We start from the raw sequence: 16,295 nt of genomic DNA, 5'->3' as shown, positions 1-16,295 counted from the left end.
TGGAACGGATCCCTTTATTCATCTTTAGACAATCCCTGTCAGTTAAGGAAATCAAGAGCAATTTTCTTATAGATCTTAATTGAATCAAAATATGGTTCACGCTCAACATACTCATTCGGCTGATGCGCGACCGGAGGATAGCCTGGTCCGACAACGGTGATCGGAAAGGTTTTTTCGACTTGAGAGAAGAATGCACCATCGGTATATCCGGAAAAACCATACGGCTCAACTTTTTTCCCACGTACTTCCTCAATGACTTTCACAAGCCGTTGCACAAAGTCATCATCCTTCGGTGTTTTGACCGGATGCATATCATTGAGAATGTCGATTGTCGCATTTAATTCAGGAATATCATTTTTAACTGTATTAATTAAAGACTCTATTGCAGCGATGATTTCTTTATGATTTTGTGAAGGCAGTGTCCGCATATCGATTTCCACGGTGCATTTGTCCGGAATGACGTTCGTTCCATTTCCGCCGTGCATAACATCTATGCTGGAGGTCGGCTCACTGAGCAGATCGTCTGCTTCATAGTCGAATTGAAATTCAGATTGAAATTTTGAGAGGATCGCAATCATGTGCTCGTTAGCGTTAATTCCGCAGCTCGGCGTTGATCCGTGTCCAGTTTTGCCAAATGTAGTCAATCGAACCCACAATGCTCCCTTTTCCGCGATTGAGAGCTCATTATCGGTCGGTTCGCCGATCAGCACTGCATCAAGATCATCTGCGTAACCGCCTTTAACCAGCTGCTCCGCTCCGATCGAGGAGGTTTCTTCACCGACAGTCGCAATGAATTTAAGTGTTCCTTTTATTGACGCACCCTCCTCCTTCAATTGAATCATCGCTGCAATCATTGCCGCAAGGCCGCTCTTCATATCTGAAGCACCGCGTCCATAAATCTTTCCATCTGCCTCTTCAGCACCGAACGGAGAATAATCCCATGGAATTTCTCCTACCGGTACAACATCCATATGCCCGGTAAAGGCCAACGTTTTTCCTGGTTCTGCACCTTCTAATGTCGCAATTAACTGGTGACGCTTTCCGCTGTATGCAACAACTTCAGTATCAATACCCGCCGCTTCAAATAAAGGCCGAATCAGGGCAACAGCCTCAGCCTCATTTCCCGGAGGGTTCGTCGTGTTGATTTTTAATAAGTTCTTGAGCAGCTCAATTGCGCTCTCATTATCCATTGATTATACCTCTTTTCTTAGGACGAAAGTCTGTCTATTTTATTAAAAATGCGTTTACCGATCTCTCAATTCCACAAATATAATCGGCATTTGGCAAGCAGCTTGACGTATGGCACTCTGACAAACGAGAACCATGGGCGGCTGCCCTCCAATCGTGCCAATGTTCAGAACAATTATGGTACAATGTGTTTCTCAGTTGTTTCGTTCCCCCTTTAGGAGCGATTTTTTACGACTCGCAGTAATGGCTCTGTTGTCTTTGTCTGAAGGTGCAACTTTACGGAAGTCTAACCCTTAACGCTAAGTATAGCAAAATTCTGTCGATTTCTGCACTCCCTTGCAATATTTTCTAACAGAAACCATAGATAAAGGCAGAGGCTCTTGAATAACCGTTGGTTTTTCAAGAGCCTCTGCGTGAATCGAATATCATCTATTATGAAAGTCTTGTTTTAAAATTTTCGTAATTGAACTGCTTAACCACATGAATGCCTTCTGTATCATTGTACGAAGCAATGGCAGGCAGTGCAATCCCGTTAAACGTATTGTTTTTAACCATGGAATAGATCGCCATATCACAGAATACGAGACGATCACCGACCTGAAGCGGATGGTCAAAAGAATAATCGCCGATCACGTCGCCTGCGAGACAGGTTGGCCCGCCGAGTCGATACGTATGCGCTCGCTCCCCCGGTTTTCCGGCATCAATAATTTCAGGACGATAAGGCATCTCCAGCACATCGGGCATATGGCAGGTCGCCGATGTATCCAGAATCGCAATCGGCATGCCATTTTCGAAAACATCGAGTACGGTGGAAACAAGGAAGCCTGTATTCAAGGCAACTGCTTCTCCCGGTTCAAGATAAACATCAATAGCGTATTTTTCTTGAATCGATGTAATACATCGAGCAAGACGATCCATGTCATAGTCGGCGCGTGTAATATGATGTCCTCCGCCGAAATTGATCCATTTCATTCTCTTAAGGTATTTGCCGAATTTGCGCTCCACTGCTTCAAGTGTATGTTCGAGCGCGTCCGAATTTTGCTCGCACAAAGTATGAAAATGCAGCCCGTCAAGACCATCCAAAGCGTCAGGTTCAAAGTTTGCTTCCGTAACGCCCATGCGCGAAAATGGAGCACAGGGATCGTATAGTCCAGTCTCAACTTCCGAATACTCCGGATTGACACGCATCCCGCATTGAATCCGGCGCGGCGATGCTTTTACTTGGTCCTTGAATCGTGCCCATTGGCTGAACGAATTAAAAACAATATGGTCACTGACCTTAAGAATATCGGCAAAATCCTTTTCGTCATAAGCCGGTGAGTAGATATGGACTTCCTTATCCATTTCCTCGCGTCCAAGTCTTGCCTCGTATAACGAGCTGGAGGCTACACCGCTAAGATAGCGACCGATGAGCGGATAAAAGGCATACATCGAGAATGCCTTCTGGGCGAGTAAAACCTTGCAGCCGGTGCGGTCCTGAAGCTGCTTTAAAAGCTCTAAGTTCTTCACAAGCAGGCGTTCATCAACAACATAACTTGGCGACGGAGCCGCCGAGAAATCAATAGTCATTCACAGACTCCTCAATCAATCAGTGCCGGCGCGAAGCTCTCATGCCAAGGCAACCCGAATTTATTTAGGGCATCCATGAATGGATCCGGATCGAATTCTTCAATATTGAACACGCCCGGACGCTTCCATTTACCCGTCATGACCATAGAGGCTCCGATCATTGCCGGAACACCGGTTGTGTAAGAGATCGCCTGTGAGCCGACTTCTTTGTAGCATTCCTGGTGGTCGCAGACATTGTAAACATAGTAAGTGCGCGGCTTGCCGTCTTTGACGCCTTGGAAGATACATCCGATATTCGTCTTGCCCTTTGTCCTCGGTCCTAGTGACGCCGGATCCGGTAGAACGGCTTTCAGGAATTGCAGCGGAACGATTTGTTTTCCTTCAAATTCGATCGGTTCGATCGAGGTCATGCCGACATTTTCCAAAACCTTAAGATGGGTCAGATAGCTTTGACCAAAGGTCATCCAAAAACGAATCTTCTTAATGCCCTTGATGTTGAGGGCGAGTGATTCCATCTCTTCATGATGTAGCAGGTAAATGTCCTTTTCTCCGATCTGCGGGAAGTCATAGACACTCTTGATCGACATCGGTTCGGTTTCGATAAATTTTCCATTCTCAAAATAGCTGCCGTTCGCCGTCACTTCACGAATGTTGATTTCAGGATTGAAGTTCGTCGCAAAAGGATAGCCATGATCACCGGCATTTGCGTCAAGAATGTCAATTGAATGAATTTCATCAAAATAATGCTTTTGTGCATAAGCTGAGAATACACTCGTCACACCCGGATCAAAACCGCTCCCGAGCAGCGCAGTGATTCCCGCTTCTTTAAAGCGATCGCGGTATGCCCATTGCCATTTATATTCAAACTTTGCCGTATCCTCCGGTTCATAATTAGCCGTATCCACATAATCCACTTTGGTCGCAAGGCAGGCATCCATAATCGTTAAATCCTGATAAGGAAGGGCAACGTTGATTACGATGTCCGGCTTCACCTTCTCAATGAGTGCAATCAGTTCCGAAACATTGTTTGCGTCTACTTGCGCCGTCGTGATTTTTGTCTTCCCACCGTCAAGCTTCGCCTTAAGCGCGTCACATTTCGAGACCGTTCGGCTCGCGATGCAAATTTCTTCAAACACCTCAGAATTCTGACAACATTTATGTACCACAACGCCAGCAACGCCGCCTGCGCCGATAATTAATGCTTTACCCAAACTAAACGCCTCCTTAAAAATTTATCTCTGTCAGCAAACTGTATTGACCCATACGAATTAGGGAACTTGAGGACACGTTCAACATTTAGCCTGTCCACATGATTCCTGCATTAGCCCTCAGACACACAAGGCTTTATTCCATTTCTTCCAACAGTTCCTTTACATAATTTGGCAATGCAAAGGCGCCAACGTGAATTTTATCATTATAATATTTGGTTTTCATGCCTCGCGCTTTCCATCCGGCGGCGTTAAAGTCTTCAACCGGATGGTACTTCTTCGAAGCGAACCCGAAAAGCCAATGCCCGGATGGATAGGTCGGTATATGAGCCTGATAAACACGGCTGATCGGGAATGAATCAATGATCCGTTTATGCGCGCGCTGCATGGCTACTGCGTCAACAGGATAGAACGGACTCTCATGCTGATTCACCATTGCGCCGGTGTCCGTAAGTGCTTTATAGCAGTTGCCGTAAAATTCCTTCGTAAACAATCCTTCACCTGGACCAAACGGATCAGTCGAATCGACGATGATCAAATCGTATTCGTCCTTCTTTGAACGCACGAATTTCAAACCATCGGCATAGTGAATCGTCACTCTTGGATCATCCAATTTTCCCGCGGTCTGCGGCAGATACTTTTTGCACGCCTCAATCACCTGTTGATCGATTTCCACCAGATCAATCTGCTCAATTTCCGGGTAGCGCACGAGCTCGCGAACAGCACCTCCGTCACCGCCTCCGATGACAAGTACCTTTTTCACATTCGGAAGTACGGACATCGGCACATGAACGATCATTTCATGGTAGATGAACTCGTCTTTCTCAGTCAACATCATATAACCGTCCAGTGTCAGAAAGCGTCCGAATTCAAGTGAATCGAAAATATCAATCCGCTGAAATTCACTTTGGCCGCTATACACTTGACGATCCACTTTGATTGAAAAATTGACGTTTTCTGTGTGCTTCTCAGTAAACCATAATTCCATTCCGATCACTCCTTCACGGTCTGTATTCGGTTCACCAGACTGTCCTGGGTACCGGTCAGAAAACAGCCCTTTTCCTTTGCGTACTGAATATACTCGAGTACCCGGTCCGTCACCTTTTCACCCGGTGCGAGAATCGGGATGCCCGGCGGATAGCACATAACGAACTCGCCGCAGATGCGTCCAAGGCTCTCCTGCAATGGGGTCGATTCGCTTTCCGCATAAAAAGCTTCCTGCGGACCAAGCACGACCTGTGGACGAATATATTCCTGGCTGAGCATTCCCGCGCGATCTTTCGCATAGCGCCTTTTGATCTCGGACAGTGCGGACACAAGACGCTCCAAATCAAGGATTCGATCGCCAATTGAAATATAAGCCAGTATGTTGCCGATATCACCGAACTCGATCTGAATGTCATACTCATCGCGTAAAAGGTCATAGACTTCAATCCCTGCAAGTCCGATATCCAAGGTCAGCACCGACAGCTTCGTACGATCAAAGTCATAGACTGAATCTCCATTGATCAATTCGCGTGAATAGGCGTAATAACCGCCGATCTGATTAATCTCCGTGCGTGCATATTCAGCCATTTGGGCAACTTTTTCAAAAATCGCTCGTCCTCTGAGTGCCAGATTTCTTCTGGAAATATCCAGTGAAGAGATCAGCAAATAAGAACCGCTTGTTGTCTGTGTGAGGTTAATGATCTGCCGAACATAACCCTCGTCAAGTCCGTTGACCAAAAGCAGCGAGCTCTGGGTCAGGGAACCTCCGGATTTGTGCATACTGACCGCTGCCATATCCGCGCCAACCGACATTGCTGAAGCCGGGAGTCCATCTCCAAAATAGAAATGTGTCCCATGCGCTTCATCGACGAGCACAAGCATCTTATGCTTATGTGCAAGCTCAGTAATCGCCTTCAGATTGGAGCAAACGCCATAATAAGTCGGATTATTGACCAAAACGGCCTTCGCATCCGGATTTTCCAGAATCGCCTGCTCCACATCGGCAAGCGCCATGCCAAGTGAAATACCCAATTCATGATTCACACCGGGATTGACATAAACCGGTACCGCCCCGCTCAAAATAAGCGCATTGATCGCGCTGCGGTGCACATTGCGCGGCATGATGATTTTCTCACCGCGTTTGCAGGCACACATCACCATGGATTGGACCGCAGAGGTCGTGCCATTGACCATAAAAAATGCGTGCTTTGCACCAAAGGCTTCTGCGGCAAGCGCCTCCGCATCCTTAATCACCGAAACAGGGTGGCAGAGATTATCGAGCGGTTTCATCGAATTAACATCGACGGTCAGGCATTTTTCACCGAGAAAATCAGTCAGTTCGCGATTGCCTTTGCCGCGTTTGTGACCCGGTACGTCAAATGGAACGACGCGCATAGATTTATAACGATTAAGCGCCTCAAGAACCGGCGCACGCTCTTGTGATAAAGTCGTCATGTTCTCTCCTCACTAATCAAAATATGTTCGCTCCGCTAAAGATCTCAATCATTTCTTTGCGAAGATTGTTGCTGATCTTCAGACGCTCTTTTGGCGGAATTTCCAGCACATCACGATTAAACAAATAGTTCTGCAACTCAGGTTCTTTAATGAGCATTTTGGTATGAAAAAGATTGGCCTGATAAACATTAATGTCCATCGCGTCATATTTTTCAAGCGTCTCATCATCAATATAGTTTTGGATCGATGCCATCGGATGGTCCATAAACAATTTTTTACCATCTACATCTCGGGTAAAACCGCGTACTCGATAATCCGCAGTAATGATATCCGAGTCAAAGCTGCCTATTAAATAATTCAATGTATTTAAGGGGGATATTTCTCCACAGGTAGCCACATCAATGTCGACGCGGAACGTCGCGATCGCTGTTCCTGGATGGAATTCCGGATACGTATGCACCGTCACATGGCTTTTATCCAAATGGCCTACAACCGTGTCTGCGTACTGACCGAGATTGCATGAACGGTCGATTTGATCCTTCGGAAATTCCTGCTCCGCAATCAGGATGGTGACACTTGCGCCCTGTGGATCGTAATCCTGCTTGCTGATGTTGAGGACATGGGCGCCGATCATTTCCGTTACACGGCAAAGAATATGGGTCAGTCGCTCTGAATTGTACTGTTCGTCAATGTAAGTAATGTAGTCTCTTTGCTCACGTTCACTCTTCGCATAGCACACATCGTAAATGTTGAAGCTCAGTGATTTCGTGAGGTTGTTAAAGCCGTACAATTTCAGCTTATTTTCCAACCCTATCCTCACAACCTTTCCCGGTTATTCATGATCTATAGCGCCGCTTCGTTTCAAAGAGGAAGAAAATAATTGCGCATGCAAAGAAATGAATTCATTCGCTTATGTTAACAAAAACGCGGCAAAAATTCTATTTTAATTATATAGACAAGCACGTTTAAGTCAAGTAGTTAAATCCATTCAAGAAACGAATTTCTTCTATTATTTATTAACATATCGGCAAGTATTATCCAAAGAAAAAAAGCAGGCAGAATGCCTAACTTTTTAGCGGAAATTTATTCTGCGAAACATCTGCTTAAGTTTATTTAACCAGATCAACTACAGTCTTTTCTATCACAAATAGGAAAGCATTTTTTTAAAAATGATTGGCCAATCCTTTGTTTTTGCGAATTCCTTGCGTGCGCGTATCGCTTCAGAATCAAAAGCGACTGGTTCAAGATGTTCGCACGCTTGAATCAAAGATTCAGGATCAGAAGAATCCAGACAGAGGTACGCAGATTCTTGCTCATACTTTTTCGTTGAAGGCAAATGAATGCCGATTGCTGCTTTCCCTGAAGCAAGAAATTCAAATAATTTTAACGGGAATACTGCATTGTTATACGGCGATGCTTTATAGGGCATCAGCCCGATAGAAATCTGATTCATGAAGCGCGGTACATCCTCCGGAGGAACAGCATCAATCCAGCGTACATTATCCTCCTCAAGCAGGCGTGAATAATCAGGATCTCCTTGAGTCCCATTAGGACCGACAAGTAGAATCTGCCACTCCGGCTTTTTGCGCGCGACTTCACGCAGCAGAACAAAATCAAGTTTTGGCTTGATTCCGCCAATATATCCGAGAACCGTTCCGGTACTCTGCACAGCTAATCCATCATTACCTGCAAAAAGCGAATAATCCACGCCGTTTTCCAAAGTCACAATGCGGCTGCGTTTTTCCGCAGGCATTTCCAGATCAGTGACATGATGCAGATAATCGGATGTGCAAAAAATTAAATCGGCGCGATGCACTATTTTTTGTTCTGAGTGCGCAATCAAACGTCTTCGCAGCTTTGCTGCAAGTGACATTCTGCCGCTTATTGGCGCCGCCCATAGATCACTGCGATCATAAATGACGCGATCCCACGTGAGGAGATCAGCTAATTTCGAAAATCCGGGAAAGGTATACCATAAGTAGAGATGATCATGACCGACATGTGACTTCAGCAAACGTGCCAATTCGGACAGTCGCCGCTTATGGAAGACCGACAAATAACGTGCAAAACGAAAGAATTTGTGCGGAAGCACGTCGGTAATCGTACACTGTTCAATGGTTTCGGATTCGCCAACCTTTCGATCCGTCAGCCGTTCTGGCGACGGACAGATCCAAAACACATGTTTCGTGTTCGGCTGCGCAGCTAGAAATTCAGCAAGTCGGTGACGGCGATAGCGCAAACCGTCTTGCTGCCATGTGCCGGCGCCGACAATAACGTGTATATCCTTCACAAATTTGACCTTCCCTCTTTATTAAATGCTGATAAACCGTTTAATAACCGCATTCGCTGCATAGTTGACGAAATACCAGCATGAAGGCAGAAGCGGCAGGTGCTCAACACGCCGATACACAAACCATGTTTTTTTAGCCGCCTTCCATTTATTACCCGAAAGTGATTCTTTGCCGCTTATACGGTATTCTGCCAATATCTTATCAAGTCCGTAAGCGACAGCCCCCTTTTTCAGCAACGACAGCCAAGTAGCCAAGTCCTGACGCGAACGAAGATCAGGCATGCGAAAATCACCGACTTGTTTCCGGTCAATCATCACAGTCAGACATCCGACGATCGTGTTTTTCAGCATGCGTTTATAGGTGACACGAGCCGGTGCACTGATTATTTTGTTGAGCAAATGCCCATTTGTGTCCATCAGTTCATAGCCTGTGAAGGTAAACGCATAATGATGAAGCTCCATAAATTGCAGTTGTTCCTCCAACTTTTTCGGCTTCCAGCAATCATCACTGTCAAGAAAGGCAACAAAGCGACCCTTGGCTTGCTCCAATGCAGTATTTCTGGCAAATGCCGCACCATGATTCTCGTTGAGAAAAACGGGACGGATACGGCTGTCCGCCGCAGCAGCTTCCTGCAGCAGTTGACGTGTTCGATCGGTCGATGCATCATCAACAATGATCATTTCCCAATGGGGATAGGTTTGCTCACGTACCGAACGTATCGTTTTCCTTATTGTCCTTTCCGAGCAGTAGGTAGGCGTGATAATTGAGATAAGTGTATGTTCAATAGCCATGAACCCTCCGCCTCTTTTCTATTCTTTTTTCCTTACAAACTCAGGCAGTGCGGCACCGATAATGACCAATGTAATACCGAGCATAAAGCCAAGTACCGCTCTCTTTTTCGAAGAAATCGTCGAAACGCCTGACCCGCTTTTCTTTTGCGCCGACTCGAGAACCTGAGCACGCCTCATTTGTACTTTTCTTGACTGAAGTGTATAGAGAAACCGAGCGCGGCTCACAGTCTCTTCACTTGAAACATGCGATTTATTTAAGTTATTTATTGCCTCATCAATAATTTTTTCTTTGTTATCGAAACGATTTTTATCCTCATCTAGAAAGGCGCTCGTCACACGATTGACTCCTTCAACCGCCTCAGCCTCGGATGTTCCTTTATAACTAATTTGAATCAAATGATTGGTTAAATCCGTGATACTGATCTGACTGAGCAATGCTTGTTCCTGCTGCTCCCAAAGTTCAGGCAGCCGTTTTTCATAAAACGGAGCATTCGAAAGAAGCACGATCACTTGATTGGGATCGTTCGTGGTATCGTCTCCATACGAGCCTAGTTGAACCGTTGTTTGCGCTTCGAACGACGAGGGCATTTTCCCAGCCGGAACAAAGAATCCGACAATGCCGAGAATAATAGGCAGAGCAGCAACGATCCACAGGTATTTTCTTAACCTCGTCACAACATTTCTAAACACATTCATTCAATACGACTCTCCCGACTGTATCAATTGATGAAGAACTGAAACCGTGCAAATGACAAAACCCAGAAAAACCCAATGAAAATACAAGTTGCTGACCGAGCTCGGACTGATACTGGATATGAGAAACGCGATCTGAGCCGTCAGACAGGATTCTGCAAGCAGTCGTGTATTTCTGCTGGTTAGCTTTGAATGTATCTTCATTAATGTGAAAAAAAGTGTCAAGTACATGGCTAAATAGCCTGCACCAATTAAAAACCCGAAATTACCCGTCAATTCCATTAGCCAATTATGAACTTCAAAAATCTGATCCGTATTCTGAATCGGCTGATTTTCAAGATAAACAGGTACATTCCCTGCGCCGACACCCATACCAAGCGATTCCTTCAAGTAACTCCATGTGCTTTGTAATAAATGAACACGAACAGTGTTTGACGATGGATTTTCATTTACAGCATAGGTTGCCTGGACAAACAAAATCTCTTGCACTTTTGCAATCACTTTCGGCAAAAGGATGAGCAGTCCTCCGACAACTGTAACTCCGCCAATCCAAAGCGACGTCTTTTTTAGTCTCGGCGGCAGCATTAAGAACAAATAGAGAACACTTCCGGCCGCAACGCCAAGTAAACAGGCACGGGATTCCGTCAGATAAATAAGCCAAACCGAGAGAGCAGCGAATAAAAAACAAACCATGCGCAGCAATGGTTTCCGGAAATTCCGTACTGCCGCTAAATAAAAAAAGAACGAGATCGACAACAAAGTTGCAAAATCATTTTGGTTCGTAAACACCGCTGTCGGATAAGCCTGCTTATATACCGGACCTCCAAAAAGAGTTGAAGTCGGCAACTGAATGCGGGCAAAATGGTTGACCAAACCGATCAAAATCAGTGCACCGCTCATCACCAGCCAGATCCAGTGAAAGGCAGCCAACTGACGGACATGTGTAAATGTAAATACGGCCAAAAAAACAAATAAAATACCGATCGCAAGAAGAAGCAAAGCTTTCATTCCTTCAACAAGCGACCAAGCCCAAAGCAGCGACACAGCCGCATAGGCAAGCCATAGCAGAAGAAACACAAGCACTCCTTTAACAGGAGTCGCCGACCATTGATTACCGAATCCGCCAATCCTCGCCGCATGTACCAAAAAAGCAATAAGACTGAAGATCAGAATTAATCGGTATACAAACAAAGTAAAGAATCCGGTAGAAAGACTAAGGAGTTCCTGATTTAAAAAGGTTGATGCGACCAGTACATACATCATGCTCGATAACAGAATGGAGCTTGATGCATGTTTCTTTAAATAAAGAGCGGCAATCGCCGCAAAACAGATCCACCCCAAAGCGAGCAGCATCTGCATCCACGCGTTGCCGATCCAGTAGACACCAATCAGCGCTGCAGACAAAGCTGTGACGATCGCTGATGTTTCAAGCGTCGAGCGATGCGCGCTGAGATGGCTTTTACATAAAGTTAGTGACGCTGATGTCATTGTTTCCTCCGTATCAGACTGCTTCTCTTTTTCGTTTCTTAAGTGAACGCAGGGTCATTCGGAGACCGTCTTTTAATGATACTTCCGGCCGCCATTGCAGCAGTTCCTTTGTCAGCTGGTTGGACAGGACACTGTGCCTGATATCTCCACTTCGTTTCGGGCCGTAATAAACGTCAAGATCAGATCCTGAAACATCCTTCATTAATAGAAAGAGATCCTTAATGCTGATCGCTGTTTGCGATGAAACGTTGACACACAAGCTTTCCTTTACTGAAAGAGCGGCTACTATAGCCGATGCAATATCTTTCACAAAGATAAAATCACGTGTCTGATCACCATCGCCATAGATCATTGGAGGGGTTCCTTTTTGAATCCGATCTGAGAAGATCGATACAACGCCGCCTTCACCCTCCGCATCTTGTCGTGGTCCGTAAACATTGCTGAACCGCAAAATACTGTAAGGCAGCTGATAAAATTTATCAAACATACGCAGATAATGCTCGACAGTCAGCTTTGTCAGTCCATATGGAGACTCCGGGTTCGTCGGATGGTCAATTGTCACAGGTATTTCAATCGGATTGCCGTAAACAGCAGCAGATGATGCAAAAACAATTTTTTTCACTTTTGTCTGCCGTGCTCCATTCATTACATTCAACGAACCGGTCACATTTGTACGTTCGTCAAACAACGGATCGGCAACCGAATGCGACACACTGATCTGAGCCGCAAGATGAACGATGTAATCGGGTTGAATCGCTTGAATGACATTAATAACTGCCGGATCGGCAACATCGCAAATATATAAGTCAACCGGCAGATCGGCAATGTTCTCCCGGTGCCCTGTTGAAAAGTTATCCATGACAGCAACTGCGTACCCTTGTCTTAGCAAAGCCTCAACAACGTGAGAGCCAATAAATCCTGCTCCACCGGTAACTAATACTTTTTCCATGGAAATACCTCCTGATTTTCAAGTTGTTCCTGTTCTTATCGAGCACCGTCTCCGGTCAATAAAACCTTGACCGTGCGCATCAATATGTTCAACTCAAGCGCCGGCGATAGATTACGGACATATTCCAAGTCATAAACGAGCTTCTCTTTCGGCGACAAATCGTAGCCGCCACTTACTTGTGCGAGTCCCGTCAATCCTGGTTTCACAAGCAGACGATTCTTGAATCCCGGAATTTCGCGGTCGAATTCCTCAGTGAACATCGGCCGCTCAGGTCTTGGCCCAATCAGCGACATGTCCCCTTTAACTACGGAAAGAAATTGAGGAAGCTCATCAATTCTTGTCTTGCGAATGAAGCGTCCGATACGAGTGACACGAGGATCATGTGCCTGTGCCCATTGTGCGCCGCCTCGTTCAGCATCCTTCCGCATTGATCGGAGCTTGACAAGTCTAAAGGTCTTACCGCCTTTGCCGACGCGTTCCTGCACATAGAATGGAGATCCAGGCGTCTCCATAACAATGAGCACTGAAAAAATAAAAATAATCGGTGCTGCAATAACCATTCCAACTAGGCCAAGGAGTAAATCAAAGCCTCTCTTAACCAAGAGGTATGTGCGTGCATTCTCTGGGAGAACGACTCTCGGCGGTTTCACCACTGAATAACCGCTATAGACCTCTATTTCTTTTTCCGCCTTCACATGAAACACCTCTCCAGTTCATCGTTTACTTGCCTCTGAACTTGTTTCAATTATAGTGAACGTTTATGTAGCAAATATGGACTATTCATTAAGGCAATGTAAAAGTGCATCCTAAAATTTTAGAAAAATTTACATACTTTTTTCGTTTGCAAGCGGCAAGACCTCTGAAATGCTTGCCGATTTTAGGCCTGCCTCAAGGAAAAAAGGCAGATGAACGGTTATTATCTTTCGACCCGCGCCATTTCATATAAACAGTGATAATCGATCGTCTCTGAATGATAATCACTAATAAAAGCATGCCCAAATTTGCCAAAACCATGAATGGGAAATGAAAAGCATTGAGGATGCCTGCCGTTAAAAGGACGAGCATAACCGAGTAATGCTTTGTGAGTGAAAAACCCTTCCAATTTTTTGAGGAAAAGTAGCTTCGACTCCAAAAGAACAGAACATAGGAGATACCTGTTGCAAGTCCCGCGCCAAGAACGCCGTAAGAAGGAACGAAGAGCCAATTGATGATGAGGCATGGCAGAAGCGAAAAAAGGCTAACCCAAATATTCAAGTAGCTCTTGCGAGAAAAAACGATACCGAGTGTCGTTGTCTCACTGACCGTATACAGTACAGGTTGAAGGCAAAGCAAACCGAGCACACCTGCGGCAGGCACATATTGAGGAGATAAAAGAAACATTAATTGATCCTTAAAGAGCAAAACACCAAAATACAGAACCGACATGAACAAAAGAACGCCTTCACTGACCGCCTGAAACGTACGAATGGATCGCCCTTCGCTGTACCACCGATAAGCGGTCGGCACCCAAAAACTGGTGAAGCTTGATTGAACAACGGCAAGAACAGCGGCAATTTTCAGCGCGGCTGTGAACATGCCGATTTCATAAAAACCGCTCCATGCTCTAAGAGCAATGCGTCCGGCAGAATTCAGTACTGTCGATGCAGACGCTGCAACAACCAGCGGCAGTCCGAAGATAAGCATGCGTCGCAGCAGCGCCCGATCAAAATGAAAATCGTGAAGAGCAAAATAGGAACGGTAGCGAATCAACAGAAATAAATCACCGATAATTTGACCGGCAGCCGCTGAATACACAACCGCAAGAAAATCTCTTCGAATCATCAAGACAAACAGCAAGGTGGCGGCCAAGATGACCAGCTTAATAAAAATGGTAAACATCGAATATGCAAATGCTTTTTCCTCCATACGAATCGACAGCAAAATAAAGCGTTCGAACGTAATAAAAACGAGCGAAACGCCGAGAAGGAGTGCCGCACTATGCTGATCGCTTGCGCCAAAAAGAATATGCGAAGCAGTTCCAAAATTCAAAGCGATTAAAAGCAATAACAGTAAGGCAAATAGAAGCGGAAGCAGCAGTGCATGAAGAAACAATGTCTTCCGATCATTCACCTCATTAAATTCTCTGGCATACGCTTGATCGATGCCTAAATATTGAAAGGTTGACAGCATCGTCAACGCGAGCGCAAACATGCTCGCTTTGCCATATTCCTCAGGTGACACAAAGTGTGTGGTCACTGGTATGGTAATAAAAGCGATGAGCGCACCGCCGGCAGGTCCGATTGAAAAAGCAAGCAGACGTTGAATAAATTCCTTCATTGTTTCCCCTTTTCGATAAAAAAACTATGATTTGAACTTGTTCCTCTTTCTCCTACTTGTTACTTCTGATTTTTATATCGTTTATACTTACAAAACTGTATCGAAAAGCCGAAGCAGTTCAGCGTTCAGCTTTTGTATATTAAACTGATCTTTAATCGTTTGACGCGCATTCTGCGTGATTCTGCTCCACTTCTCCGGTGACAATATGACTTCCTCCAAAACACTCGTCAGTGCTTCCGAATTTTTCTCAGCCACAAGGAATCCGTTCTCTTTGTCGTGAATCAATTCAGGTATACCGCTGTGATAGGTAGAAACAACGATTTTTCTCATCGCCATTGCTTCCATCAACTGAACAGGAATACCCTCCATATCACCATCGCTCGCTGTGATGCTCGGAGCAAGCACAATTTGTGCCGTCTTCATCAGTTCAATCCATTCATCCTGCGTTTTCCAGCCAAGCAGCTGAACATGACGAGTCAGTTTATTCTCGTCAATCAATTGTTGCAGCTTGTCCCGTAATGGACCGTCCCCCGCAATATAATAGCGGACGGAATAGCCCTTTTTTACGAGCTGTCCGACTGCTTGAATGCCATAAACTAATCCTTTCTTTTCAACCAGACGTGCGGCGGAGACAATGACTGCCGGTTTCGCAGGCTGAGAGGGATGGCTGTCAAAACGCAACAAATCGATCCCCATATGATGAACGATGATTCTCGACGAATCTGCTCCGAGTTCGATGCAGCGCCTGCGCCAAAAATCACTGATCGGCAGGATAAATGACGGCGAACGAAAAAGGTCACGATAAGCATCCTGACCTTTTTGTTTCACATAACGCAGCATATCGTAACCATGAAAAGTGGTGAACAAAGTTCCCTTGAGCAGTCCCATCTCAATGCACTTTTGCGCAAGCAGCCCATTAGGTCCAAAGTGAGCCATAATGACCGTTCGATCCGTCAAGTCAACTTGATTAAGCTTGCGAATAAGCATTATTAAGTTTGGCATCTTGATCAGATCGCGAAAAGCAGCTTCGCATTTATATCTTGGATTAAAAACGCAGGAATACAAGTGCGCACCTAGTGCTCGAACGAAAGACATTCCTTTGCCGATACGCGTTTGCACCTGAGTTGAATCTCCATAATAGACCACTCGACTGAGCAGTTCATAGTTCACCACATCAGGATGAATTTTTGCATCCGGCGCGCTTTTCTTTGCGAGGATGGTCACTTCGTTTCCTGCGTCAATCAGCCCTGTGATTTGATTTAAAATAAATGTTTGTGAGAGTTTAGGAAACTCCCCGACAAAATACAAAATTTTCATTGAGTGTCACCATCATGTTGAGACATTCGACCGCGATGCTCGT

14 protein-coding genes are annotated in these 16,295 nt (G+C 45.4%); all 14 read right to left on the bottom strand.

Annotated features, from left to right (window positions below; translation table 11 throughout):
- Positions 1-38: 38 nt before the first annotated feature.
- Complete coding sequence (locus AC6F33_RS03730; RefSeq protein WP_255748498.1) at positions 39-1,190, bottom strand: M20 family metallopeptidase; 1,152 nt, start codon at positions 1,188-1,190, stop codon at positions 39-41.
- A 430-nt stretch (positions 1,191-1,620) separates the two neighbouring features.
- Positions 1,621-2,757, bottom strand: a complete 1,137-nt coding sequence (gene nspC, locus AC6F33_RS03725; RefSeq protein ID WP_500777754.1) for a carboxynorspermidine decarboxylase — start codon at positions 2,755-2,757, stop codon at positions 1,621-1,623.
- A gap of 11 nt (positions 2,758-2,768) precedes the next feature.
- Positions 2,769-3,968, bottom strand: a complete 1,200-nt coding sequence (locus AC6F33_RS03720; RefSeq protein WP_480947781.1) for a saccharopine dehydrogenase family protein — start codon at positions 3,966-3,968, stop codon at positions 2,769-2,771.
- Positions 3,969-4,101: 133 nt separating this feature from the next.
- On the bottom strand, positions 4,102-4,953 hold the full coding sequence (gene speE / locus AC6F33_RS03715) for a polyamine aminopropyltransferase (protein ID WP_480947782.1): 852 nt from the start codon (positions 4,951-4,953) through the stop codon (positions 4,102-4,104).
- Positions 4,954-4,958: 5 nt separating this feature from the next.
- Complete coding sequence (locus tag AC6F33_RS03710; RefSeq protein WP_255748494.1) at positions 4,959-6,407, bottom strand: aminotransferase class I/II-fold pyridoxal phosphate-dependent enzyme; 1,449 nt, start codon at positions 6,405-6,407, stop codon at positions 4,959-4,961.
- A 16-nt stretch (positions 6,408-6,423) separates the two neighbouring features.
- The gene (gene speD / locus AC6F33_RS03705; protein ID WP_255748493.1) at positions 6,424-7,215 is read right to left on the bottom strand and encodes an adenosylmethionine decarboxylase; all 792 of its coding nucleotides are present in this window, start codon (positions 7,213-7,215) and stop codon (positions 6,424-6,426) included.
- Between the two features lie 333 nt (positions 7,216-7,548).
- Positions 7,549-8,697: a teichuronic acid biosynthesis protein TuaH gene (gene tuaH, locus AC6F33_RS03700; protein ID WP_500777753.1), complete on the bottom strand. Its 1,149-nt coding sequence runs from the start codon at positions 8,695-8,697 to the stop codon at positions 7,549-7,551.
- A gap of 21 nt (positions 8,698-8,718) precedes the next feature.
- Positions 8,719-9,489 (bottom strand): teichuronic acid biosynthesis protein TuaG, encoded by a 771-nt coding sequence (gene tuaG, locus AC6F33_RS03695; RefSeq protein ID WP_480947784.1) that lies wholly within the window; start codon positions 9,487-9,489, stop codon positions 8,719-8,721.
- An 18-nt stretch (positions 9,490-9,507) separates the two neighbouring features.
- Positions 9,508-10,185, bottom strand: coding sequence for a hypothetical protein (locus tag AC6F33_RS03690; RefSeq protein ID WP_255748490.1), 678 nt, complete (start codon positions 10,183-10,185; stop codon positions 9,508-9,510).
- Positions 10,186-11,670 (bottom strand): teichuronic acid biosynthesis protein TuaE, encoded by a 1,485-nt coding sequence (gene tuaE / locus AC6F33_RS03685; RefSeq protein WP_480947785.1) that lies wholly within the window; start codon positions 11,668-11,670, stop codon positions 10,186-10,188.
- Between the two features lie 13 nt (positions 11,671-11,683).
- Positions 11,684-12,619 carry an NAD-dependent epimerase/dehydratase family protein gene (locus tag AC6F33_RS03680; RefSeq protein ID WP_255748488.1) on the bottom strand — a complete coding sequence of 312 codons (936 nt, stop codon included), beginning with the start codon at positions 12,617-12,619 and terminating at the stop codon, positions 11,684-11,686.
- Between the two features lie 35 nt (positions 12,620-12,654).
- A complete protein-coding gene (locus AC6F33_RS03675) occupies positions 12,655-13,272 on the bottom strand; it encodes a sugar transferase (RefSeq protein ID WP_370646065.1) in 618 nt (205 codons plus the stop codon).
- A 235-nt stretch (positions 13,273-13,507) separates the two neighbouring features.
- On the bottom strand, positions 13,508-14,935 hold the full coding sequence (locus AC6F33_RS03670) for a lipopolysaccharide biosynthesis protein (RefSeq protein ID WP_480947786.1): 1,428 nt from the start codon (positions 14,933-14,935) through the stop codon (positions 13,508-13,510).
- Between the two features lie 87 nt (positions 14,936-15,022).
- Positions 15,023-16,252 (bottom strand): glycosyltransferase, encoded by a 1,230-nt coding sequence (locus AC6F33_RS03665; RefSeq protein WP_480947787.1) that lies wholly within the window; start codon positions 16,250-16,252, stop codon positions 15,023-15,025.
- Between the last annotated feature and the right edge of the window lie 43 nt (positions 16,253-16,295).

This window comes from Sporolactobacillus sp. BBK16-2 (assembly GCF_059878335.1).
The sequence above is the reverse complement of the archived record's forward strand: the minus strand, read 5'-3'. Positions and strand labels throughout refer to the sequence as shown.

What these genes read in the sequence shown, in the direction of transcription:
- AC6F33_RS03730 (WP_255748498.1), bottom strand. Translation starts at nt 1,190, where the DNA reads ATGGATAATGAGAGCGCAATTGAGCTGCTCAAGAACTTATTAAAAATC.
- nspC (WP_500777754.1), bottom strand. Translation starts at nt 2,757, where the DNA reads ATGACTATTGATTTCTCGGCGGCTCCGTCGCCAAGTTATGTTGTTGAT.
- speE (WP_480947782.1), bottom strand. Translation starts at nt 4,953, where the DNA reads ATGGAATTATGGTTTACTGAGAAGCACACAGAAAACGTCAATTTTTCA.
- AC6F33_RS03710 (WP_255748494.1), bottom strand. Translation starts at nt 6,407, where the DNA reads ATGACGACTTTATCACAAGAGCGTGCGCCGGTTCTTGAGGCGCTTAAT.
- tuaG (WP_480947784.1), bottom strand. Translation starts at nt 9,489, where the DNA reads ATGGCTATTGAACATACACTTATCTCAATTATCACGCCTACCTACTGC.
- AC6F33_RS03690 (WP_255748490.1), bottom strand. Translation starts at nt 10,185, where the DNA reads ATGAATGTGTTTAGAAATGTTGTGACGAGGTTAAGAAAATACCTGTGG.
- tuaE (WP_480947785.1), bottom strand. Translation starts at nt 11,670, where the DNA reads ATGACATCAGCGTCACTAACTTTATGTAAAAGCCATCTCAGCGCGCAT.
- AC6F33_RS03680 (WP_255748488.1), bottom strand. Translation starts at nt 12,619, where the DNA reads ATGGAAAAAGTATTAGTTACCGGTGGAGCAGGATTTATTGGCTCTCAC.
- AC6F33_RS03670 (WP_480947786.1), bottom strand. Translation starts at nt 14,935, where the DNA reads ATGAAGGAATTTATTCAACGTCTGCTTGCTTTTTCAATCGGACCTGCC.
- AC6F33_RS03665 (WP_480947787.1), bottom strand. Translation starts at nt 16,252, where the DNA reads ATGAAAATTTTGTATTTTGTCGGGGAGTTTCCTAAACTCTCACAAACA.